The 22,620-nt window shown below is 72.7% G+C and carries 16 protein-coding genes; 12 read left to right on the top strand and 4 right to left on the bottom strand.

All coding sequences use genetic code 11. The features are described from left to right. Positions 1 to 27 precede the first annotated feature (27 nt). From ACFZP7_RS29835 to ACFZP7_RS29810, 6 genes are all read left to right on the top strand, one after another. Positions 28 to 1,029 (top strand): LacI family DNA-binding transcriptional regulator, encoded by a 1,002-nt coding sequence (locus tag ACFZP7_RS29835; protein ID WP_385636959.1) that lies wholly within the window; start codon positions 28 to 30, stop codon positions 1,027 to 1,029. A gap of 162 nt (positions 1,030 to 1,191) precedes the next feature. Continuing rightward, positions 1,192 to 2,607: an extracellular solute-binding protein gene (locus tag ACFZP7_RS29830; protein WP_385636957.1), complete on the top strand. Its 1,416-nt coding sequence runs from the start codon at positions 1,192 to 1,194 to the stop codon at positions 2,605 to 2,607. A gap of 67 nt (positions 2,608 to 2,674) precedes the next feature. Then, positions 2,675 to 3,634, top strand: coding sequence for a carbohydrate ABC transporter permease (locus ACFZP7_RS29825; RefSeq protein WP_019330552.1), 960 nt, complete (start codon positions 2,675 to 2,677; stop codon positions 3,632 to 3,634). Positions 3,635 to 3,651: 17 nt separating this feature from the next. Continuing rightward, positions 3,652 to 4,527: a carbohydrate ABC transporter permease gene (locus tag ACFZP7_RS29820; RefSeq protein WP_019330551.1), complete on the top strand. Its 876-nt coding sequence runs from the start codon at positions 3,652 to 3,654 to the stop codon at positions 4,525 to 4,527. Positions 4,528 to 4,647: 120 nt separating this feature from the next. Then, the gene (locus ACFZP7_RS29815; protein ID WP_385636955.1) at positions 4,648 to 6,252 is read left to right on the top strand and encodes a glycoside hydrolase family 13 protein; all 1,605 of its coding nucleotides are present in this window, start codon (positions 4,648 to 4,650) and stop codon (positions 6,250 to 6,252) included. A gap of 145 nt (positions 6,253 to 6,397) precedes the next feature. After that, entirely contained in the window at positions 6,398 to 8,185 is a 1,788-nt protein-coding gene (locus tag ACFZP7_RS29810; RefSeq protein WP_385636953.1) for a SpoIIE family protein phosphatase, read from the top strand. A gap of 28 nt (positions 8,186 to 8,213) precedes the next feature. On the opposite strand, the gene ACFZP7_RS29805 is transcribed toward ACFZP7_RS29810, so the two are convergent. Then, on the bottom strand, positions 8,214 to 10,088 hold the full coding sequence (locus ACFZP7_RS29805; RefSeq protein ID WP_109204019.1) for an ABC transporter ATP-binding protein: 1,875 nt from the start codon (positions 10,086 to 10,088) through the stop codon (positions 8,214 to 8,216). Between the two features lie 267 nt (positions 10,089 to 10,355). Between ACFZP7_RS29805 and ACFZP7_RS29800 the strand changes: the two genes are divergently transcribed. The 5 genes from ACFZP7_RS29800 to ACFZP7_RS29780 all read left to right on the top strand — a co-directional run bounded on the left by ACFZP7_RS29800 (position 10,356) and on the right by ACFZP7_RS29780 (position 17,139). Further along, positions 10,356 to 11,255 carry a lysylphosphatidylglycerol synthase domain-containing protein gene (locus ACFZP7_RS29800; RefSeq protein WP_019330547.1) on the top strand — a complete coding sequence of 300 codons (900 nt, stop codon included), beginning with the start codon at positions 10,356 to 10,358 and terminating at the stop codon, positions 11,253 to 11,255. Positions 11,256 to 11,504: 249 nt separating this feature from the next. Further along, the gene (locus ACFZP7_RS29795; protein WP_078912151.1) at positions 11,505 to 12,566 is read left to right on the top strand and encodes a mechanosensitive ion channel family protein; all 1,062 of its coding nucleotides are present in this window, start codon (positions 11,505 to 11,507) and stop codon (positions 12,564 to 12,566) included. A 129-nt stretch (positions 12,567 to 12,695) separates the two neighbouring features. Continuing rightward, positions 12,696 to 14,915, top strand: coding sequence for an NADP-dependent isocitrate dehydrogenase (locus ACFZP7_RS29790; protein WP_109204020.1), 2,220 nt, complete (start codon positions 12,696 to 12,698; stop codon positions 14,913 to 14,915). Positions 14,916 to 15,032: 117 nt separating this feature from the next. Continuing rightward, entirely contained in the window at positions 15,033 to 15,830 is a 798-nt protein-coding gene (locus ACFZP7_RS29785) for an N-formylglutamate amidohydrolase (protein WP_127436361.1), read from the top strand. 82 nt (positions 15,831 to 15,912) lie between these two features. Then, positions 15,913 to 17,139, top strand: coding sequence for a cytochrome P450 (locus tag ACFZP7_RS29780; protein ID WP_385636950.1), 1,227 nt, complete (start codon positions 15,913 to 15,915; stop codon positions 17,137 to 17,139). 10 nt (positions 17,140 to 17,149) lie between these two features. Here ACFZP7_RS29780 and ACFZP7_RS29775 read toward each other — a convergent pair whose 3' ends face one another. From ACFZP7_RS29775 to ACFZP7_RS29765, 3 genes are read right to left on the bottom strand one after another with little or no spacing between them, the layout of a single operon-like run. Continuing rightward, positions 17,150 to 17,692, bottom strand: coding sequence for a hypothetical protein (locus ACFZP7_RS29775; RefSeq protein ID WP_385636947.1), 543 nt, complete (start codon positions 17,690 to 17,692; stop codon positions 17,150 to 17,152). Next, positions 17,689 to 18,330, bottom strand: a complete 642-nt coding sequence (locus tag ACFZP7_RS29770) for an RNA polymerase sigma factor (RefSeq protein ID WP_019330541.1) — start codon at positions 18,328 to 18,330, stop codon at positions 17,689 to 17,691. The genes ACFZP7_RS29775 and ACFZP7_RS29770 overlap by 4 nt, the downstream gene beginning before the upstream one ends. 8 nt (positions 18,331 to 18,338) lie before the next feature. Next, entirely contained in the window at positions 18,339 to 19,772 is a 1,434-nt protein-coding gene (locus ACFZP7_RS29765) for a S8/S53 family peptidase (RefSeq protein ID WP_385636944.1), read from the bottom strand. A gap of 181 nt (positions 19,773 to 19,953) precedes the next feature. Between ACFZP7_RS29765 and ACFZP7_RS29760 the strand changes: the two genes are divergently transcribed. Next, positions 19,954 to 22,614, top strand: a complete 2,661-nt coding sequence (locus tag ACFZP7_RS29760; protein WP_175438215.1) for a CHAT domain-containing protein — start codon at positions 19,954 to 19,956, stop codon at positions 22,612 to 22,614. Positions 22,615 to 22,620: the final 6 nt, after the last annotated feature.

Here is a 22,620-nt window from a genome sequence, read left to right as displayed (position 1 = left end):
TGCGGGGCTTGCGCTAGTCTTGCGTTCGTGACGCGACGACTTGCTCAAGTAGCGAAGAAGGTTGGGGTCAGCGAGGCCACGGTCAGCCGGGTCCTCAACGACAAGCCGGGGGTCTCGGAGGCGACCCGGCAGTCCGTGCTGAGCGCGCTGGACGTGCTCGGGTACGAGCGGCCGACCCAGCTGCGGGGCGAGCGGGCGCGTCTGGTCGGACTGGTCCTGCCCGAGCTGCAGAACCCGATCTTCCCGGCCTTCGCCGAGGTCATCGGCGGCGCCCTGGCCCAGCAGGGACTGACACCGGTGCTGTGCACCCAGACCAAAGGCGGCGTCTCCGAGGCCGACTACGTCGAACTGCTGCTCCAGCAGCAGGTGTCCGGGGTCGTCTTCGCCGGCGGGCTCTTCGCCCAGGCCGACGCCCCGCACGACCACTACCGGCTCCTCGCCGAACGCAACATCCCGGTCGTCCTGATCAACGCCTCCATCCCGGACCTCGACTTCCCGTGCATCGCCTGCGACGACGCGGTGGCCGTCGAGCAGTCCTGGCGGCACCTGGCCTCCCTCGGCCACGAGCACATCGGCCTGGTGCTGGGACCGGGCGACCACATCCCCTCCCTGCGCAGGCTCCAGGCAGCCGTACGGGCCGCGGGCGGCTCCATGCCCCAGGAGTACGTGGAGCGGTCGATGTTCTCCCTGGAGGGCGGCCAGGCAGCCGCCTCCCGCCTCATCGACCGCGGCGTCACCGGCATCATCTGCGCCAGCGACCCCCTCGCCCTCGGCGCCGTACGCGCCGCCCGCCGCCGCGGACTCGCCGTACCCCACGACGTATCCGTCGTCGGCTACGACGACTCCGCCTTCATGACCTGCACCGAACCCCCGCTCACCACCGTCCGCCAACCCATCGAAGCCATGGGACGCGCCGCCGTCGACCTCCTCTGCGCCCAGATCCAAGGCACCGAAGTCCCCCACCGGGAACTGCTCTTCGAGCCGGAACTGGTCGTCCGCGGCTCCACCGCACAAGCCGTCACCAAGTAACCGGCTCTCAACCGACTCTCAACATCTACGGGAGACTGTCGCGCAATTACGAAAACAGCGCGAGATATTGCGTTCACATGTTCACGGTGGTTGAGTGTGCGGCGCCCCACAACGCATCGGCGGTGGGGCGCCTTCCACGTTCATGCCCGAAGGGGACCACCCATGAGAAGTGCTCGGTTCCGCCGTACCCGTCGTACCGGCGCCATCACGCTCGTCTCCGCTCTCACCCTGACCGCTCTGGCCGCCTGCGGCACGAGCAGCAGCGACGACGGCGGCGGTTCCGAAGGCGGGAGCGGGTCCTCCGACCCGGCCGCTCCCCTGGACCCGAAGACCAAGGTGACCATCACCATCGACTGCATGCCCCCGGCGGCGAAGGCGGCCGAGCTGAAGGAGTGGAAGGAGGACGTCGCCGCGTTCAACAAGAAGTACCCCAACGTCACCATCGACGGCCGCTCCACCCCCGGCCAGTGCCTGGAACCCCCGCGCTTCACCGCGATGCTGAAGGCCAAGTCGCAGCCCGACGTCTTCTACACGTACTTCACCGATCTGCCCCAGGTGCTGGACAACGACGGCGCCGAGGACATCACCGCGTACGTCAACGACAGGACCGTGCCGGCCCTCGCGGACATCGATCCGAACGTCCTCGGCCAGCTCAAGCACGAGAACAAGCTGTACGGCCTGCCGACCAGCAACTACACGATGGGCCTGCTGATCAACCGCAAGCTCTTCGAAAAGGCCGGACTGGACCCGGACAACCCGCCGCGCACCTGGGACGAGGTCCGCACCGCCGCCAAGAAGATCTCCGACCTGGGCGACGGCATCGCCGGCTTCGGCGAGTACAGCGCGGGCAACACCGGCGGCTGGCACTTCACCGCCCAGATGTACAGCGTCGGCGGGGACGTGGTCGACGCGAGCGGCAAGAAGGCCGCCTTCAACGACGAGCTGGGCAAGCAGGTCGCCGAGAACCTCCACGCGATGCGCTGGGAGGACGGGAGCATGGGCAAGACCCAGCTGCTCAAGTGGGGCGACCTGCAGAAGCAGATCGCGACCGACAAGCTCGGCATGTTCCTCGCGGCGCCCGACGACATCACGTACATGGTCCAGCAACTCGGCGCCGACTACGAGAACTTCGGTATGGGGCCGATTCCGGGCGCCGAGAACACCCTGGCCGGCGGCAACAGCTACATGATCAAGAAGGGCATCTCCCCCGACAAGATCAAGGCCGCGGTCGCCTGGCTCGCCTTCCAGAACCTCACCGTCGGCGAGGGCCAGTTCAACTGGGAACGCAAGAAGAGGGACGACCTGCCGGTCGGTCTCCCCCAGCCCAACTTCTGGCTGAACGAGTCGAAGAAGAAGGACGACGCGGCCCGCGTCCAGCACGCCACCATGCCGGTCGAGAACTTCAAGACGTTCATGGACAACCCGGTCCCGGGCAAGGCCGAGCCGCCGAAGGCGCAGGAGGTCTACAAGGTCCTGGACAACGTGATGTCCGGCATCCTCACCAACGAGGACGCCGACATCGACAAGCTGCTCGACACGGCCGAGCAGCAGGTCGACCAGGTTCTGGCCACGCAGTGACCGGCTCTCCCGGGGGGCGGGCCGCACCGCTCCCCGGGGCCCATGAGATCAGTACCGAGGAGCGACGATGTCGGCCCCCAGCCTCACCCCGAGCAAGACGGCGAGAGCCCGCCACGCCCAGCCGCCGCCGGACGGCCCGCCCCCGCCCGGCGGCTCCTTCGCCCGCAGCCTGAAGCGCAACCTCACCGCGCACGGCTTCCTGATCGGCGCGGTCCTCTGCTTCGCGTTCTTCTCCTGGTACCCGATGGTCCGGGAGTTCCTCCTCGCCTTCCAGAAGACGGACCAGGGCGAGGTCTCCTGGGTCGGCCTGGACAACCTGCGCACGGTCTTCAACGACCCGGCCTTCTGGCAGGCCTGGCGCAACACCCTGCTCTTCACCGTGCTGGCCCTGGTCCTCGGCTTCGCGGTGCCGTTCGCCGTCGCGCTCGTCATCAACGAACTCAGGCACGGCAAGGGCTATCTGCGGCTGCTGGTCTACCTGCCGGTGATGCTGCCGCCGGTCGCCGCCGTCCTGCTCTTCAAATACCTGTACGACCCCGGTTACGGCCTGCTCAACGAACTGCTCGGCTCGGTGGGACTGCCCGAGCAGCAGTGGCTGCAGGATCCCGACCTGTCCATGCTCTCCGTGGTGATCGCGTCGACCTGGATGAACATGGGCGGCGCGGCCCTCATCTACCTGGCCGCGCTCCAGGGCATCCCCGGGGAGCTGTACGAGGCGGCGGAGCTGGACGGTGCCGGACTGTTCCGCAAGATCTGGCACGTGACGATCCCGCAGACGCGGCTGATCCTGTCGCTGCTGCTGCTGATGCAGATCATCGCCACCATGCAGGTCTTCGTGGAGCCCTTCCTGCTCACCGGCGGTGCCGGCCCCGAGGGTTCGACCACCACGGTCGTCTACCTGATCTACCAGTACGCCTTCAACTTCAACAACTACGGCGCCGCGGCGGCCCTCGGCCTGCTGCTCCTCGTACTGCTCGCCGGTTTCTCGGCGGCGTACGTGAAGCTCAACCGCGCCGAGAACGAGTAGGCCGGGGGAATCCACCGATGTCCACACGCACGCTCATCTCGCCGGCCCAGCTCGCCCGGCCGCGCGGCAAGCGCCTGTACTGGCTGACGTTCGGTCTGGTCGTCACGGTGTTCACCGTGGTCTTCCTCGGCCCGATGTACTGGATGGTCTCCAGCGGCTTCAAGGACACCCAGGAAGCGGTCGCGACCCCGCCGACGCTGGTCCCCGAGTCCTTCCAGCCCGACAACTACACGCAGGCCTGGAACGTCATGGACCTGGCCGGCCTGCTGGGGAACACGCTGTACTACGCGTTCGGCGCCCTCGCCTTCCAGCTGGTGCTGGACGTGGCGGCGGCCTACTCGCTGTCCAAGCTCCGCCCGGTCTTCGGCAAGGCCATCCTCGGCATGATGCTGGCCACGCTGATGATCCCGGCGACCGTGCTGGTCGTTCCGCAGTACCTGACGGTGCTGGACGTGCCGGTCTTCGAGCGCAATCTGCTGAACACGCCGTGGGCGATCTGGCTGCCCTCGGTGACCAACGCCTTCAACATCTTCCTGCTGAAGCGCTTCTTCGACTCGATCCCGAGGGAGCTGCTGGACGCCGCGTCCATGGACGGCGCCTCACCGATGCGCACGCTGTGGTCGATCGTCCTGCCCATCTCCCGGCCGATCCTCGGCGTGGTGTCCATCTTCGCGATCGTGGGCGTCTGGAAGGACTTCCTCTGGCCGATGCTCACGCTGCCCGACCCGGCCAGGCAGACGCTGAACGTCGGCATCTACTCCTTGTCCAACGGTGTGCCCGTCAACGTGCTGATCGCCGCGCTCACCATGGCCTCGCTGCCGACTCTGATCATCTTCCTGATCTTCCAGCGCAACATCATGAGCGGACTCACCGCCGGCGGACTCAAGGGCTGAGGCGCTCCGCGCCGCCCGCTCCCTGGGCCCGTCCCCGTCAACCTTCGCCGCCGGCCCGTCCGACGCCCCGCCCTGTCCGGGCCGGCGGCGAAGATCCGACCTGCCCGAAAGGACCGTCACGTGGCAGCCCCCAACCCGCACCGCACCGACGACTGGTGGCGCGACGCCGTCATCTACCAGGTGTACCCCCGCAGCTTCGCCGACGGCGACGGCGACGGCACCGGCGACCTCGCGGGCGTGAGGGCGAGACTGCCCTACCTCGCCGAACTCGGCGTGGACGCCGTCTGGTTCACCCCCTGGTACGTGTCGCCGCTCGTCGACGGCGGCTACGACGTCGCCGACTACCGCACCATCGACCCGGCCTTCGGCACCCTCGGCGAGGCCGAGAAGCTGATCGCCGAGGCGCGGGAGCTGGGCATCCGCACCCTCGTCGACATCGTCCCCAACCACGTCTCGGACCAGCACGCGTGGTTCCGGGCGGCGCTGGCCGCCGGCCCCGGCAGCGCGGAGCGCAAGCGTTTCCACTTCCGTCCCGGACGCGGGGAGAACGGCGAACTGCCGCCCAACAACTGGCCCTCGCAGTTCTCCGGCCGCACCTGGACGCGGGTCCCGGACGGCGAGTGGTACCTCCACCTGTTCACCCCGGAGCAGCCCGACCTGAACTGGGCCCACCCCGAGGTGCGCCGGGAACACGAGGACGTGCTGCGCTTCTGGTTCGAGCGCGGGGTCGCGGGCGTGCGCATCGACTCCGCCGCCCTGCTCGCCAAGGACCCCGCGCTCGCGGACTTCGAGGAGGGCGTCGACCCCCACCCCTACATCGACCAGGACGAGCTGCACGACATCTACCGCTCCTGGCGGGCCGTCGCCGACGAGTACGGCGGCGTCTTCGTGGGCGAGGTGTGGCTGCCGGACGCCGAGCGCTTCGCCCGCTATCTGCGGCCCGACGAGCTGCACACCGCGTTCAACTTCAACTTCCTGTCCTGTCCCTGGGACGCGGACCGGCTGCGCCGCACCATCGACGACACGCTCGCCGAACACGCCCCGGTGGGCGCCCCCGCGACCTGGGTGCTCTGCAACCACGACGTGACCCGTACCGTCACCCGCTACGGCCGCGAGGACACCGGCTTCGACTTCGCGAAGAAGACCTTCGGCACCCCGACCGACCTGGCGCTCGGGACGCGGCGCGCCCGGGCCGCCGCGCTGCTGACGCTGGCCCTGCCCGGGTCCGTCTACCTGTACCAGGGGGAGGAACTCGGTCTGCCCGAGGCCGACGTCCCGCTGGAACGCATTCAGGACCCGATGCACTTCCGTTCCGGGGGTGTCGATCCGGGCCGGGACGGCTGCCGGGTGCCGCTGCCGTGGACGGCCGACGCCCCGTACTGCGGCTTCGGCTCCGAGACGGCACCCTGGCTGCCGCAGCCCCCGGGCTGGTCGGCGTACGCGGCGGACCGCCAGAGCGCCGATCCGGAGTCGATGCTGAACCTCTACCGGCGGGCCCTGTCCCTGCGGCGCACCACGGAAGGTTTCGGCGACGGTCCGCTCGACTGGCTGCCCTCCCCGGACGGCGTCCTCTCCTTCCGCCGGCCCGGCGGGCCGACCTGCGTGGTCAACCTGTCCCCGGGGCCGGTCGGCCTGCCGGAACACGGCACCCTCCTGCTCCGCAGCGGGCCCCTCGACGCGGACGGGCGGCTGCCGCGTGACACGGCGGTGTGGCTGCGCGCCTGAGCCACGCCCCGGCGGCGCCGGGCCGGCGGGGCCCGTCGGTCACGACGCCGCCGGGCCGGCGGGGCCCCTCGATCACGGCGCCGCCGTCGCCGCCCGTCCCGAGGCGAGGCAGAATCGGGGCAGTAGGCGTGGGAGGAGGCGACGCGTGCGGGAGCGACCGTGGCGGCGCGAGGTGCGCCGTCCTGCGAATCCCCTGGTCGGCGGGCGCCGTGCGCTGCGGGGCGCGTTGCGGCCGATGACGGAGGCGCTGGGCGCGCGGCGCCGGCTGGCCTGGCTGAACGAGGCCGGAACGCGGATCGGCACCACGCTGGACCTGCGGCGCACCGCGGAGGAGCTGGCGGAGTTCACCGTCCCGGAGCTGGCCGACGGTTCCGCGGTGGACCTGCTGGACCGGGTGCTGCGCTTCCAGGAGGGCGACCGCGCCCGGGGCAGCGAACCCCCGCGGCTCAGGGCCATGGCGGTGTCGGAGATCGACGGCCTGGACCTGGCGCCGGACCCGGTCGGCGAACTGTCGGTGCACGGCGCCGACCGGCTGGGGCTGCGGTGCCTGACCACCCGCGAGCCGGTGCTGATACCGCGGATGACCCGGTCGGACTTCGCCGTCGTCGCCCCCACCCCCGAGTCGGCCGACATCATGCGCCGCGCGGGGGTGCACTCCTATCTGGTGGTCCCGCTGGTCGCCCGCGGGGTGCTGCTGGGGCTGGCCGACTTCGTCCGGGCCGGCAGCCGGGCGCCGTTCACCGAGGCCGACGTGGCGCTGGCCATGGAACTGGCTTCCAAGGCGGCCGTGTCCATCGACAACGCCCGGCTCTACGGGAGGGAGCGCGAGCACGTGGTCACGCTGCAGCGCGCCCTGCTCCCCCGGTCCAGTCCGAGCACGCCGGGGCTCGCGGTGTCCTCCTGCTACGACCCCGCGGCCGATCCGGGCGCCGTGGGCGGCGACTGGTTCGACGTGGTGGCGCTGCCCAGCGGGCGCACCGCGCTGATGGTGGGCGACGTGATGGGACGCGGGCTGGCCGCCGCCGCGACCATGGGCCGGTTGCGCACGGTGGCCCGCACGCTGATGGCGCTGGACATCGCGCCCGAGCGGCTGCTGGCCCGGCTGGACCTGGCCGCCCGCGACCTGGAGGAGGACCAGTACGCCACCTGCCTGTGCGCGGTCTACGACCCGTACGGCTCGTCCTTCCGCATCGCCAGCGCCGGTCATCCGCCCCCGCTGCTCACCGGCGCCGACGGCGACGCCGCCTATCTGGACGTGCCGGCCGGCGCCCCGCTGGGCGCCGGGGTGATCCCGTACGACCCGGTGGACTGTCCGGCACCCGAGGGGAGCCGGCTGACGCTGTACACGGACGGCCTGGTCAGGTCGCGCACCACCGGGCTCGCCGAGCGGATGGAGCGGCTGCGCGAGGCGGTCGGCGGCGCCGCGCCCGAGGACGGCACCGCCTGTCGTGCGGTCACCGAGCGGGTCGGTGGCGACCGGTCCGACGACGCCATCGTGCTGGTCGCCGGAGCGCGCCCGCTGGGTCCGGAGGGGGCCCTGTACGTACGGGCGCTGCCGCCCGACGGCAAGGCCGCCGGTCAGGCGCGGACGGCGGTGCGCGAGCAGTTGGCGAAGTGGGGGCTCCAGGAGCTGGTCGACACGACGGAGCTGGTCGTCAGCGAGTTGGTGGGCAACGCGCTGCGGTACGGGAACGCCCCGGGGGAACTGCGGCTGTTGCGGCACGAGCGGCTGTCCGTGGAGGTCTCCGACTCCGGGCCGGACCTGCCGCAGATCCAGCACGCGGACGTGAGCGACGAGAGCGGGCGCGGGCTCCAGCTGATCAACATGCTGTGCCGGCGCTGGGGTTCGTGCCGTACACCGACCGGCAAGGTCGTCTGGGCGGAGCAGGACCTGCCCGTGCGGACCCCTTCCGACGGCCCGCACGGGCGGTAGCGGCCCCTTCCCACCGTTTCCGGCCCGCCTACGCCGCCTTCTCCATCGCCCGCCGGCCGAACTGGGTGCGGTGCAGCTGGGCGTAGCGTCCGCCCGCACTGAGGAGTTCGTCGTGGGTGCCGCGTTCCACGATGCGGCCGGCCTCGACCACCAGGATCTGGTCGGCCGACCGGACGGTGGACAGCCGGTGCGCGATGACCACGGCGGTCCTGCCTTCCAGGGCCTCGGCCAGGGCCTCCTGGACGGCGGCCTCGGAGGTGTTGTCGAGGTGGGCGGTGGCCTCGTCGAGGATGACGACGCGCTGGCGCGCCAGCAGCAGCCGGGCGATGGTCATGCGCTGGCGCTCGCCGCCGGAGAGCCGGTAGCCGCGCTCGCCGACCACGGTGTCGAGGCCGTCGGGCAGGGACCGGACGAGGTCGGTCAGGCGGGCGCGGCGCAGGGCGTCCCACAGCTCGGTGTCGGAGGCGTCGGGCCGGGCCAGCAGCAGGTTGGCGCGGACGGTGTCGTGGAAGAGGTGGCCGTCCTGGGTGACCATGCCGACGGTGTCCCGCAGGGAGCGGGCACTCAGGTCGCGGACGTCGACGCCGCCGATCCGCACGGCGCCGCCGTCGGTGTCGTACAGGCGCGGCAGCAGCTGGGCGATGGTGGACTTGCCGGCACCGGAGGAGCCGACCAGGGCGACGGTCTGGCCGGGTTCGGCGCGGAAGGAGAGGCCGTGCAGGACCTCGTCGCCGCCCCGGGTGTCGAGGGAGGCGACCTCCTCCAGGGAGGCGAGGGAGACCTTGTCGGCGGACGGGTAACCGAAGCGGACGTCGTCGAACTCGACGGCGACCGGGCCCTCGGGGACCGGGCGGGCGTCGGGCTTCTCGTCGATGAGCGGGGTCAGGTCCAGCACCTCGAAGACCCGTTCGAAGCTGACGAGGGCGCTCATGACCTCCACGCGGGCCCCGGCGAGCGCGGTGAGCGGCGCGTACAGGCGGGTCAGCAGCAGCGCCAGCGCGACGACGGCGCCCGGGTCCAGGGTGCCGCGCAGGGCGAAGAAGCCGCCGAGGCCGTAGACGAGGGCCAGGGCGAGGGCGGAGACCAGGGTGAGGGCGGTGATGAAGGCGGCCTGGGCGGTGGCGGTGCGCACCCCGATGTCGGCGACGCGGCGGGCCCGGTCGGCGAACTCGGCCGACTCCTCCTCGGGGCGGCCGAAGAGCTTGATCAGCGTGGCGCCGGGTGCGGAGAAGCGCTCGGTCATGCGGGTGCCCATCGCGGCGTTCAGGGTGGCGGCCTCGCGCTGCATGCGGGCCATGCGGCGTCCCATGCGCCGGGCCGGGAGCACGAAGACGGGGAGCAGGACCAGGGCGAGCAGGGTGATCTGCCAGGACAGGGTGAGCATCACGGCGAGGGTGAGCACCAGTGTGACCAGGTTGGTCACCACGCCGGAGAGGGTGTTGCTGAAGGCGCGCTGGGCGCCGATGACGTCGTTGTTGAGACGGGAGACCAGGGCGCCCGTACGCGTACGTGTGAAGAACGCGACCGGCATGCGCTGCACATGATCGAACACAGCCGTGCGCAGATCGAGGATGAGTCCCTCCCCGAGCATCGCCGACAGCCTCCGGGAGAGGATGCCGAGTGCCGCCTCGGCGACCGCGATCAGCGCGATCAGCAGGGCGAGCCGGACGACGGTGCCCTCGTCGCCGCCCGACACGATCGTGTCCACGACGCGTCCGGCGAGTACGGGGGTGGCGACGGCGAGGAGCGCGGTCACCACCCCGAGCAGGACGAACCGTGCGATGCGGGTGCGGTGCGGGCGGGCGAAGGCGCCGATGCGGCGCAGCGTCGCGCGGGCGAGGGGACGGCGGTCCTGCTCGGCGTTCATGACGCTGTGCAGCTGGGTCCAGGCGGTGGTCTCCATGCTCATGAGGGCGACGGTAGAACCTCGACTTTCCTTGAGGTCAAGCGCGCGGGAGCGGTCCGGGCGCCCGCGGCCCGTAAGGCGTCGTCCGCGCGTCGGCCATCCGTAGTTGGCGCGGGTCGGGGAATCTCTTGTGGTGTGACAGCGGTAGGTATTCCCCAGGAGTCCGCCCCGGAGGGGTCCGTCGCCGGGACGCGGGTCGTCCGACCCGCGTCGGTCCGCGTCCGCCGTGCGGGCCGTGCCCGGCTGGTGCGTCGGGTGTGCTGCGTGCTTCCGCTGCTGCTGGTGACCGTGGTCGCGGTACGGCACCGGTCGGTGCTGGCCGAGGGGTTCGGCCATCTGACGACCGCCCGGTGGCCGTGGCTGCTGGCGGCGGCCTGTGCCACCTGCCTGACCTGGGTCGCGGCGGCCTGCACCCGGCAGGGCGCGGTGGTCCGGCGGCTGCCCCGGCGGCGGCTGCTCGCCACCCAGTTCGCGGCGGGCGCGGCCAACCACCTGCTGCCGACGGGGCTGGGCGCGAGCGCGGTCAACCTGCGGTTCATGACGGTGTGCGGGTTGCCGCTGGCCCGCGCCTCGGCGGCCCTCGCCCTGTACCTGCTGGCGGAGAGCGTCGGCCGCGTCGCACTGCTGGGCGCCCTGGTGCTCGCCTTTCCCGGCGCGCTGCGGCTCGGCACGCTGCTTCCCGAGGGCGCCGTGGGGCCGCTGCTGGTCGCCGCGGGCGCGGTGCCGGTCGTCGCGGCGGGCGTACTGGCACTGGCGCCGCGGCTGCGCGGGGCGGTGGAGTCCTTCCTGCGGACGGCGCTGGGCGAGGCACGCTCGGTGCACGCCCGTCCGGCGCGGGCGCTGGCCCTGTGGGGCGGGGCCCTGGCCTTCCCGGCGCTCCAGACCGCGGTCCTGGTCATGGTGGGCAAGTCGCTGGCGCTCGACGTGCCGGCCGGGCACATGGCGGTGGCGTACCTGGCGGCGACGGTCGCGGTCGCGCTGGTGCCGACGCCGGGCGGCATCGGTTCGGTCGAGGCGGCGCTGGTGGTGGCCCTGGTGGCGGCGGGCGGCCCGGCGGCCGTGGCCACCGCGGTGGTGCTGGCCTTCCGGCTGCTGACCGTCTGGCTGCCGCTGCTGCCGGGGGCGCTGACGCTGGCGGCGCTGGTGCGGCTGCGGGTGATCTGAGCCTCACCGCCGCGCACCGCCCCGCCCTGCCCGGCGACGCGGTACGGAGCACCACCCGGAACGGCGACGCGGTACGGAGCACCACCCGGACGGCGACGCGGTACGGAGCACCACCCGGAACGGCGACGCGGTACGGAGCACCACCCGGAATACGGCAGGATGAACGCTCGCGCCGGTCGAACTGCCTTGCGGACCGGCGCAGTCGTGCATCCCGAGATCCCGAGGTGACCGGTGACGGAAGACCTGACCATGGACCATCTGGTGCCCGCCGGCATCGCGCTGGCGGCCGGCCTGGTGGCGGCGTTCCTGCTGCGCGTGCTGCTGCGCTGGCTGGCCGGGCACGCCGGACGCACCCGCTGGAGCGGCGACGACGTGATCGTGGCCGCGCTGCGCACGGTGGTGCCCTGGGCGGCGGTCGCGGGCGGGGTGGCGGGGGCCGCGGCGGCGCTGCCGCTGACCCGGACCGTGCAGCACAACGTCAACCAGGCGCTGACGGTCCTGCTGATCTTCGTGACGACCGTCTCGGCGGCCCGGGTGATCGCCGGTCTGGTGCGCACGCTGACCACGTCCCGCTCCGGCGTCGCCGGGTCGGCCACGATCTTCGTCAACATCACCCGCGTCCTGGTGCTGGCCATCGGCTTCCTGGTGATGCTCCAGACGCTGGGCGTCTCCATAGCGCCGATGCTCACCGCCCTCGGCGTCGGCGGTCTGGCGGTCGCGCTGGCCCTCCAGGACACGCTGGCCAACCTCTTCGCCGGCATCCACATCCTGGCCTCGAAGACCGTGCAGCCGGGTGACTACATCCAGCTGGACAGCGGCGAGGAGGGCTACGTCGAGGACATCAACTGGCGGCAGACCACCGTCCGTGAGCTGTCCAACAACCTGATCGTGATCCCGAACGGGCAGCTCGCCAAGTCGAACATGACCAACTTCATGCGGCCCGAGCAGAAGCTGACCATCATGGTGCAGGCCGGGGTCGCCTACGACAGCGACCTGGACCACGTGGAGCGGGTCACGACGGAGGTGGTCGCGGAGGTGATGACGGAGATCACGGGCGCGGTGCCGGACCACGAGCCCGCCGTCCGCTTCCACACCTTCGGCGACTCCCGGATCGGCTTCACGATCATCCTGGGCGTGGGCGAGTTCAGTGACCAGTACCGGATCAAGCACGAGTTCATCAAGCGCCTGCACAAGCGGTACCGCGCGGAGGGCATCCGCATCCCGGCGCCCGCCCGGACGGTCGCCCTCCAGCAGGGCGGTGTGGCGTTCCCGCAGCAGCGCACGGGTGAGGACGCCGCCGCACACCTGTGATCGACTTCCTCCCCGACACGGGTCGCGCGGCCGGTTGTCCGGAATCTCCGTGCGACCCCTGTCGAGCCGAGGTCGATCACGAGATATCTTGATGTCGAGCAATGTTGCAGACGTGGAGCGGAGCACCCGGTGACTGACTCGACCATCATCTATACACACACTGACGAGGCCCCGGCCCTGGCGACGTACTCGTTCCTGCCGGTGGTCCGGGCGTACGCCTCGCAGGCGGGTGTCCCCGTCGAGACCCGCGACATCTCGCTGGCCGGCCGGATCATCGCCGTCTTCCCGGAGTACCTCACCGAGGACCAGCGCATCCCGGACGCCCTCGCGGAGCTCGGCGAGCTGGCCAAGACCCCCGCCGCCAACATCATCAAGCTGCCGAACATCTCGGCCTCCATCCCGCAGCTCAAGGCCGCCGTCGCCGAGCTGCAGGCCCAGGGCTACGCGCTGCCGGACTACCCGGACGACCCGAAGACCGACGAGGAGCGCGACATCCGCGCCCGCTACGACAAGGTCAAGGGCTCCGCCGTCAACCCGGTCCTGCGCGAGGGCAACTCCGACCGCCGCGCCCCGGCCTCGGTCAAGAACTACGCCAAGAACCACCCGCACCGCATGGGTGCCTGGAGCGCCGACTCCAAGACCGACGTCGCCACCATGGGCGAGAACGACTTCCGCTCCACCGAGAAGTCCGTGGTGATCGCCGAGGACGGCGCGCTGCGGATCGAGCTGGTCGGCGACGACGGCACCACCACGGTGCTGCGCGAGTCCGTGCCGGTGAAGAAGGGCGAGGTCGTCGACGCCTCCGTGCTGCGCGTCGCCGCGCTGCGCGAGTTCCTGACCGCGCAGGTCGCCCGCGCCAAGTCCGAGGGCATCCTGTACTCGGTGCACCTGAAGGCCACGATGATGAAGGTCTCCGACCCGATCATCTTCGGTCACGTGGTGCGCGCCTTCTTCCCGAAGACCTTCGCGAAGTACGGCGAGGCGCTCGCCGCGGCCGGCCTGACCCCGAACGACGGTCTGGGCGGCATCTACAAGGGCCTGGAGTCGCTGCCCGAGGGCGCCGAGATCAAGGCGTCCTTCGACGCCGAGCTGGCCGAGGGCCCGGAGCTGGCCATGGTCGACTCCGACAAGGGCATCACCAACCTGCACGTGCCCTCGGACGTCATCATCGACGCCTCGATGCCGGCCATGATCCGCACCTCCGGCCACATGTGGGGCCCGGACGGCCAGGAGCACGACGCCCTCGCCGTCATCCCGGACTCCTCCTACGCCGGCGTGTACCAGGCCGTCATCGACGACTGCAAGGCCAACGGCGCCTACGACCCGTCCACGATGGGTTCGGTCCCGAACGTCGGCCTCATGGCGCAGAAGGCCGAGGAGTACGGCAGCCACGACAAGACCTTCGAGATCCCCACCACGGGCACGGTCCGCCTGGTCGACGAGAAGGGCGCCGCCCTCATCGAGCAGGCCGTGTCCGCCGGTGACATCTTCCGCGCCTGCCAGACCAAGGACGACCCGATCCGCGACTGGGTCAAGCTGGCCGTCACCCGCGCCCGCGCCACCGGCGACCCGGCCGTCTTCTGGCTGGACGAGGGCCGCGCCCACGACGCCAACCTGATCGCCAAGGTCGAGCAGTACCTGCCGGAGCACGACACCGAGGGCCTGGACATCCGCATCCTGTCCCCGGTCGAGGCGACCAAGCTGTCGGTCGAGCGCATCCGCCGCGGCGAGAACACCATCTCCGTCACCGGCAACGTGCTCCGCGACTACCTGACCGACCTCTTCCCGATCCTGGAGCTGGGCACCAGCGCCAAGATGCTGTCGGTCGTCCCGCTGATGGCGGGCGGCGGCCTGTTCGAGACCGGCGCCGGCGGCTCCGCGCCCAAGCACGTGCAGCAGCTGGTCAAGGAGAACTACCTGCGCTGGGACTCCCTCGGCGAGTTCTTCGCCCTGGTCCCGTCCCTGGAGCAGTACGCGACGGCCACCGGCAACACCAAGGCCAAGGTGCTCGCCGACACCCTCGACCGCGCCACGGCGACCTTCCTCAACGAGGACAAGTCCCCGACCCGTCGCGTCGGCGGCATCGACAACCGCGGCAGCCACTTCTACCTGTCCCTGTACTGGGCGCAGGAGCTGGCGAAGCAGACCGACGACGCGGACCTGGCCAAGGCCTTCGCCCCGCTCGCCGAGAAGCTGACCGCCGACGAGCAGAAGATCGTCGACGAGCTGAACGCCGTCCAGGGCAAGCCCGCCGAGATCGGCGGCTACTACCAGCCCGACCCGGCCAAGGCCGCCGAGGTGATGCGCCCGTCGGCCACCTGGAACGAGGCGCTGGCGTCCTTCGCCTGATCCTCACCGGGGCCCGCGAAGGGCTCACGGCCGTGACACCCCGTCTCCGCGCACCGGAGGCGGGGTGTCCGTCTGTCCCCACCCCCGCTTTTCCGTACGCACCTTGCGAGGCACCCCATGAGCGACGCCCCGGCGTCCTTCGAGACCGTCCCCGGCGACCCCGCCTCCCCCGTGATCCTCCACGTGCCGCACTCCTCCCGGCACATCCCCGCCGACGTCCGGGCCGGCATCGTCCTGGACGACGCGGCGCTGGAGCGGGAGCTGGACCACATCACCGACGCGCACACGGCCGAGATCGCCCGGGCGGCGGCCGGGCTCGCCGGGCTCACCCCCTGGCGGTTCGTCAACCGGACGTCGCGCCTGGTCGTCGATCCGGAGCGGTTCCCGGACGAGCGGGAGGAGATGACGGCCGTCGGGATGGGCGCGGTGTACACGCGGACCACGCACCGCGAGGTCCTGCGGTCCGACGGCACCGACCCCGAGCCGCTGATCGAGCGCTGGTTCCGGCCCTACGCGCGGGCGATGACCGAGGCGGTCGCGGGCCGGCTCGCCGCCACCGGCCGGGCGGTGATCATCGACGTGCACTCCTACCCCACCGAACCGCTGCCCTACGAGCTGCACGGCCAGGGCCCGCGCCCGCCGGTCTGCCTGGGCACCGACGGCTTCCACACGTCGCCGAAGCTGCTGGCCGCGGCCCGGGAGGCGTTCGCGCCGTGCGGGGAGACCGGGCTGGACAGCCCGTTCGGCGGGACGTACGTGCCGCTGGACTTCTACGGAAAGCGGGCCGAGGTGGGCGCGCTGATGGTGGAGATCCGCCGGGACACCTACATGAGCGAGCCGGGCGGACCGGCCGGACCCGGTCTGTCCCGCCTCGCCGAGGCGCTGGCGACGCTGGTCGACGCCGTGTCCGGCTGATCCGGCGGGCCCGGAGCCCGCGCGCCCACCGGCTGGAGCACTCCCGCGCGACAGCCGCCGGGCGCGCGGCCAGGGTGGGTGCATGACGCAGGAGACCACCACGCTGACCGGTCAGTCCCCGCCCCCGGTACGGGACTGGCCCGCCCTCGACCTGGACGGACCGGAGTTCGACCCCGTCCTCGCCGACCTGATGCGCGAGGGGCCGCTGACCCGCGTACGGCTGCCGCACGGCGAGGGCTGGGCGTGGCTGGCCACCCGCTACGCGGACGTGAAGGCCATCACCAATGATCCGCGGTTCGGGCGCGCGGAGGTGACGAGACGTCAGGTGACGCGGCTCGCCCCGCACTTCAAGCCGCGCCCCGGCTCGCTCGCCTTCGCCGACCAGCCCGACCACAACCGGCTGCGGCGCGCGGTCGCGGGGGCGTTCACCGTGGGCAGGGCGAAGGCGCTGCGCCCCCGGGCGCAGGAGATCCTCGACTGCCTGGTGGACGGGGTGGTGGCGGACGGTCCGCCCGCGGATCTGGTCGAGCGGGTCCTGGAGCCCTTCCCGATCGCCGTCGTCAGCGAGGTGATGGGCGTTCCGCCCGCCGACCGGGAGCGGGTGCACGCCTGGACCCGGCAGATCATCTCCACCTCCGGCGGCGCCGAGGCCGCCGAGCGGGCCAAGCAGGGCCTGTACGGGTGGATCACCGAGACGGTGCGCGCCCGTGCCGGCAGCACCGGTGACGACGTGTACGCGATGCTCGGCGCCGCGGTGGGCCGGGGCGAGGTCGGCGAGACGGAGGCGGTCGGCCTGGCCGGACCGCTGCAGATCGGCGGCGAGGCCGTCACGCACAACGTCGGGCAGATGCTGTACGTGCTGCTCACCCGGCCGGAGCTGATGGCCAGGATGCGCGACGACCGCCCCGGGGTCCGGGGCGCCCTCCTGGACGAGCTGCTGCGCTGGATCCCGCACCGCACCTCGGTGGGGCTCGCCCGCATCGCCCTGGAGGACGTCGACCTGCACGGAACCCGCATCCGCGCCGGCGACCCCGTGTACGTCTCCTACCTCGCCGCCAACCGGGACCCGGAGGTCTTCCCCGACCCGGACCGGATCGACCCGGACCGCGACCCCAATCCGCACCTGTCCTTCGGCAACGGGCACCACTACTGCACGGGTGCCGTCCTCGCCCGGATGCAGACCGAACTGCTCGTCGACACGCTGCTGGAGCGGCTGCCGGGGCTGCGGCTCGCGGTCCGGCCCGAAGAGGTCCGGTGGCGACGCCGGACCATGATCCGCGGCCCGCGCACCCTGCCCTGCGCCTGGTGAGAGCGGCGGTTCAGGCCCGCAGCCACTCCGTGACCACCACGTCCCCACCGGTCCGCAGCCGCAGCGCGAACGGGCCGGAGGGCGGGGCCTCGCCGGTGAAGCGCCCCAGGTCGTCCGCCGTGAGCCGGGCGTGGGCCCGCGGACCGCTCAGCACCTCGACGTCGGCCGGGCCCGGCGGCAGCAGCTGACCGATCAGGCCGTCCTCCGTCACCTCGACGTCGACGGTCACGTCGTCCACGCGGAAGGTCAGCATCCGCGGCGGGTCCTCCGCTCCCCTGACCGGGATGGCGTCGACCAGCGAGTCGAAGGTCAGCTCGGCGACGCGGGCGTCCAGGTCGTGCAGCGCGAAGGCGTCGACGGCGATCCGCCGCAGCTCGGCCGGGACCGGGTCCAGGATGGCGGCGGCCTGCCGCAGCTCCTCCTCCAGCAGTCCGGTGTCGAGTGCGTCGTCCGTGAAGTGCGTGGAGTCAGTGGAGTCCGTGAGGTCCGTGAGGTCCGCGAATGCCTCGTCGGACCCGTCGTCCCCGAACGCCTCGTCGTGCGTGCCGCTCATGTCGTCGTCCCCCGTGCCTCTAGCCGGGCCCGCAGCCGGCGCAGACAGCGCTGGCGCATCGGCCCGATGCTGCCCACCGCGATTCCCAGCGCGGCGGACACCTCCTGGTAACTGGGCGGTGGCGAGGAGATCAGCACGCGCAGCAACTGGCGGCACCGCTCGCCCAGTTCCTCGAACTCCTGCCACAACCGCCGCACGCGCTCGGTCTGCGCCGCGGCCTCCTCGGAGTCGAGCACCGACTCCTCGGGCGTACGCTCCTCGCTCGGCCGGTCGAGCAGCTGCGGGTCGTCGGTCGGGGTCCACCGCTTCGACGCCCTCAGCAGCTTCAGGCACTCGTGCCGTGCCGTGCTCGCCAGCCAGGAACCGGTCTTCTCGGGCTCGCGGATGCGCCCCAGGTGCTGGGCGAACCGGAACCAGGCGGTCTGGTACACCTCGTGCGCGTCGGCGTCGGACAGCCCGTGCGAGCGCGCGACGGACCACACCAGCGGGCCCAGCCCGTCCACCAACTGCTTCCAGGCCGCCGCGTCCCCGTCGGCGGCCAACTGGACGAGCACCCCGACATCTGCACGGTCCACGGTCCCACCCCTCGTGTACGACAGGCCATCGTACGCCGTGGAGTGGGTGGTTCCGCCGGGCATCGGGCCGCTCACGCCCCGTCGGCCGGCACCTCGACGGTGACCGGGTGCCAGGTGGGCGGCAGCAGCGCGGGCACGTGCGCCCCGCGCACCTCCGCGTACTCGGTGTTGGCGGCGAGCAGGCGGCGGCGCGCCACGCGCGGGTCCCGCTCCTTCGTCTCCGTCATGTGCGAGGCGACCAGGCCCGCGACGACGGGGGTCGCGAAGGAGGTGCCGCTCCACTGCGCGTGCCCCTCGAACATCACCTGGTCCGGCTTGGCGGGCGCCTCGCCGGGTTCGCTGAGGACGCCGTTGTGCCGGGGGTACCGGCAGGTGCAGGCGTAGCCGAAGCCGTACCGGCAGGCGTCGTAGGTGGAGTGCTGGTAGACGTAGGGCACGGGTGATCCGAAGCCGGTGAGGGCGCTGGTGAGGCGCTCGCCCGGGGCGTACACCTTGACCCAGCCGCCGTGGTTGCTGAAGCAGGCGCCGAACTCGCCGTCGGCGCGCAGCGCGCCGACCGACAGCACCGAGCGCTCCCAGCCGGGGAGTTCCGCGTAGGCGGCGGGCCAGAAAGGGGTGGCGCTGCCGTTGTTGCCGGCGGCGGCGACCAGCAGGGTGCGCTGGTCGCGCAGCTCCTCCATGAAGGCGTGCACGCCGAGCAGGCCGTCGGTGCGGCCGTTGGAGGTGCCGGCGGAGAGGCTGAGGATCTCGGGCCAGCCGTCGCGGTCGACGGCCTCGAAGAGCTTCTCGCCCAGCTCGGACTCCAGGATGGCGCCCGCGTCGTTGAGCGTGTTGCGGACGGTCACGTGGGTGTTGGGGGCGACGGCGGCGACGAGTCCGGCGATGAAAGTGCCGTGGCCGACGTACTGCTGGAGGACGCCGTCCTCGTCGCACTCCCTGATCTGCGGGTCGCCCTCGGTGTGGGCGAGCATCGGGGAGGACCGGTAGTCGTGCATCAGGCCGGTGTCGATGACGAGGACGCCCACGGCGGTTCCCGCGTCGTACGGCGTGTCGGCGGGCGCCGGGTTCGGCGGTGCGCCCACCGGGACGGGCACGGGTTCGTCGCCGGGGCAGGCGTTCACGGCGATGGAGACGACATGGTTGCGGCTGATCAGCCGGCGGCCCGCGCGCCCCTCCATGGTTCTGAGGGAGCGCAGGGCGTGCGCGACGGTGGGGTCGCCGCTCCCGTCGCCCTCGCCCGGGTCACCGACCCGGATGCGGGTGATGCCCGTCCGGTTGGCCGCGGGGCTCGCCCGGCGCACCTGGTCCGGGGTCAGGCCGTCCGTCGCGGTGAAGTGGTCGCGCACGGCGTCCTCGACGAGGCGGGCCTCCTCGCCGTCGCGGGCCAGGACGACGCCCTTCTCGTAGAGGAACTCGGCGGAGTCGTCCGGCCCCATCACCAGCGGGACGTCCGGCATCGAGCGCTGGATCTGGTCGAACTGCTCACGGAATCGCTGTGGTGCCATGGCATGTCCTCCACTGAGGCGGCGGTGTGACGGCGGTCGTGGCCACGGTGGTGGCGACAGTCGTCAATCAGAGTCCGGGGGTGGCCGATTGATACAGACTCGGCCCTGTGGGGTGTGGTTCCGGACCACTACCATCCGTGGGGTGACAGCGGGAAACGACGCGGTGCTCCAGCTCCTGCCGATGGTGTTCGCCGCCCCCGGCGAAGCGCTGGCCCGCGCGGAGGAACTGCTCGGGGCCGATCCCTCACCGCTGCACGCCTCGGTCGCCCATCAGGTGATCGGCATCTGGCAGCGGGACTTCGGCGACACCCGGCGGGCGCTGGCCCATCTGCGGCGCGCCCGTGAACTCGCGGCCCGCGCGGACTCGGCCGAGCGGGAGGCGGACGTACTGGCCACCCTGGGCGTGGCGCTGGTGCACGCCGGCCGCACCCGGGACGGGCTGGCGGCGTTCGAGCGGGGCGTCGCGCGCGGCACCGGGCACACCCGGGCGCGGGTGCTGTACCGGCGGGCGTACGTCTGGTGGGTGCTGGGGCGGCACGGCGAGGCGCTGGAGGACGTACGCCGGGCGGTCCCGGTGCTGCGGCAGGCCGACGACGTGATCTGGACGGCGCGGGCGCTGACCCTGCGGGCGACCGTGCACCTGGCGCTCGGCGCGGTGGAGCGGGCGGACGCCGACTTCACGGCGGCGGAGGCGCTGTGGGACACCACCGGCCAGGAACACGACAAGGCCGACGCGGTGGAGAGCCGGGGGCTGGCGGCGTTCCGCTCGGGCGACGTGCCGGCGGCTCTGAGGCTCCTGGACGAGGCGGAGGAGCGGTACGCGAAGCTGGGCACGCCGACGTTCATGCTGTCCATCCGCCGCTGCGAGGTGCTGATGGCGGCGGGGCTGGCGACGGAGGCACTGGCCGAGGCGGACGGGGCGATCGCGGCGCTGGACGGGATCGGCGGGCAGTCCACCCGCAAGGCGGAGCTGCTGCTGGTGGCCGCGCGCGCGGCCCGGCTGGCGGGCGATCCGCAGACCTCGCTGGCGCGCGCGGCCCTGGCGGTGCGGCTGTTCGCCGGGCAGCGGCGCACCTGGTACGAGACGCACGCCCGGCTGGTGCTGATCGAGGCGCGGGTGGCGACGGGGCGCGCCTCGGGGCGGCTGGTGGCGGACGCGGCGGCGGTGGCGGAGCGGCTGGCCGCCTTCGGTGCGCCGGCCGCCCCGGAGGCGTCGCTGCTGGCGGGACGGATCGCGCTGGGGCTCGGCTGGACGGCGGACGCGGAGCGGCATCTGGCGGTCGCCGCGCGCAGCCGGCACGGCGGGCCGCCGTTGGCCCGGATGACGGGCTGGGCGGCGCAGGCGCTGCGGGCGCGGGCGGCCGGGTCGGCGCGCGGCGTGCTGGAGGCATGCCGACGGGGTCTGGACGTCCTCGACGACCACCGGATGACGCTGGGCGCCTCGGAGTTGCGGGCGCGGGCCACCGCCCAGGGCGCGGAGCTGGCGGCGCTGGCGCAGCGGGCGAGCCTGGTGTCGGGCGGGCCGCGGCGGCTGCTGGTGTGGAGCGAGCGGTGGCGGGCGACGGTGCTGTCGGCGCCGCCGACCCGGCCGCCGGCCGACCCGGTGCTGCTGAGCACCATGACGGCGTTCCGGGAGCTGGCCGCCCGGGCGGAGGAGGCGCGCACGGACGGCGGCCGTCCCGCGCCCGCCCTGGAGCGCGAACAGCGCCGCCTGGAGCGGGAGATCCGCTCCCGCACCCTGCACATGCGGGGCGAGGGGCGCGGTGACGGCGACGGCGGCCGGTTCGACGTCGGGCGTCTGCTGGACCGGCTCGGCGACGAGCTGCGCCTGGTGGAACTGGCCGTGCTCGACGGGCGCGTGCACGTGCTGCTGTGCGGGCAGGGGCGGGTACGGCGGTTCGAGGCGGGGTTGCTGGCGGAGGCGGAGCGGGAGGCCGAACACGTACAGGCCGGGCTGCGCCGGCTGGCCCATCCCGGGGCGGAGGCCCGGCTGCCCCTGGTGGAGGCGGCCGGCGCGCGCCTCCAGGAGCTTCTGCTCGGTCCCGCCGCCGCTCATCTCGGCAACGGCCCGGTCGTCGTGGTCCCGCCGGGCAGGCTGCACCGCGTGCCGTGGGCCCTGCTGCCCGTGCTGCGCGACCGGGTGCTGAGCGTCTCGCCGTCGGCGAGCAGCTGGCTGCGCGCGAAGGACACCGCCCCGCCGCCCGGCGGCCGCCGGGTGCTGGTGCGCGGCCCGGGGCTGGCCAGCGGCGGCGCCGAGGTACCGGAACTCGCGGACCGCCACGCGGGCCCCCCTCCCCCGGCGCGCTCCGGGGAGAGTCCCCGGCGGGTTACGGGGGCCCGGTCGGGCGGCGCGGGACCGCTCGACGGCCGTCCCGTGCTGCTGGAGGGGGACGAGGCGAGCGTGCCCCGGGTGCTGCGGGAGCTGGACGGGGCGGCGCTGGCGCACATCGCCGCGCACGGCGCCTTCCGCGCGGACAGCCCCTTGTTCTCGTCGCTGCGGATGGCGGACGGGCCGCTGATCGTGCACGACTTCGAGCGGCTGGACCGCAGCCCGTACCGGATCATCCTGTCCTGCTGCGACACCGCCCGTCTCGCCTCGGTCGGCGCGGACGAGCTGCTCGGGCTGGTCACCGCGCTGCTGCCGCTGGGCACGGCCGGGGTGGTGGCGTGCAGCGCGCCGGTCAACGACGCCGCGGTGGTGCCGTTGATGCTCGCGCTGCACAAGGGCCTGGACGCCGGGCTGTCCCTCGCGGAGGCGCTGCGCGACGCGCGGGCCGCGCTGCCGGGCGACGCCGTGCACCAGGCGACGGGGTGGGCGTTCTCCGCGTTCGGGGCGGCCTGACCGGCC

The sequence above is a fragment of the Streptomyces sp. SudanB5_2050 genome (assembly GCF_964272335.1).
GTDB lineage: Bacteria > Actinomycetota > Actinomycetes > Streptomycetales > Streptomycetaceae > Streptomyces > Streptomyces rochei.
The sequence above is the reverse complement of the archived record's forward strand: the minus strand, read 5'-3'. Positions and strand labels throughout refer to the sequence as shown.

Bases quoted from the DNA above. Each gene is read 5' to 3' on its own strand.
- ACFZP7_RS29780 (WP_385636950.1), top strand. From the start codon at position 15,913: ATGACGCAGGAGACCACCACGCTGACCGGTCAGTCCCCGCCCCCGGTA.
- ACFZP7_RS29765 (WP_385636944.1), bottom strand. From the start codon at position 19,772: ATGGCACCACAGCGATTCCGTGAGCAGTTCGACCAGATCCAGCGCTCG.
- ACFZP7_RS29795 (WP_078912151.1), top strand. From the start codon at position 11,505: ATGGACCATCTGGTGCCCGCCGGCATCGCGCTGGCGGCCGGCCTGGTG.
- ACFZP7_RS29775 (WP_385636947.1), bottom strand. From the start codon at position 17,692: ATGAGCGGCACGCACGACGAGGCGTTCGGGGACGACGGGTCCGACGAG.
- ACFZP7_RS29825 (WP_019330552.1), top strand. From the start codon at position 2,675: ATGTCGGCCCCCAGCCTCACCCCGAGCAAGACGGCGAGAGCCCGCCAC.
- ACFZP7_RS29770 (WP_019330541.1), bottom strand. From the start codon at position 18,330: ATGCCCGGCGGAACCACCCACTCCACGGCGTACGATGGCCTGTCGTAC.
- ACFZP7_RS29820 (WP_019330551.1), top strand. From the start codon at position 3,652: ATGTCCACACGCACGCTCATCTCGCCGGCCCAGCTCGCCCGGCCGCGC.
- ACFZP7_RS29830 (WP_385636957.1), top strand. From the start codon at position 1,192: ATGAGAAGTGCTCGGTTCCGCCGTACCCGTCGTACCGGCGCCATCACG.
- ACFZP7_RS29785 (WP_127436361.1), top strand. From the start codon at position 15,033: ATGAGCGACGCCCCGGCGTCCTTCGAGACCGTCCCCGGCGACCCCGCC.
- ACFZP7_RS29805 (WP_109204019.1), bottom strand. From the start codon at position 10,088: ATGGAGACCACCGCCTGGACCCAGCTGCACAGCGTCATGAACGCCGAG.
- ACFZP7_RS29760 (WP_175438215.1), top strand. From the start codon at position 19,954: ATGGTGTTCGCCGCCCCCGGCGAAGCGCTGGCCCGCGCGGAGGAACTG.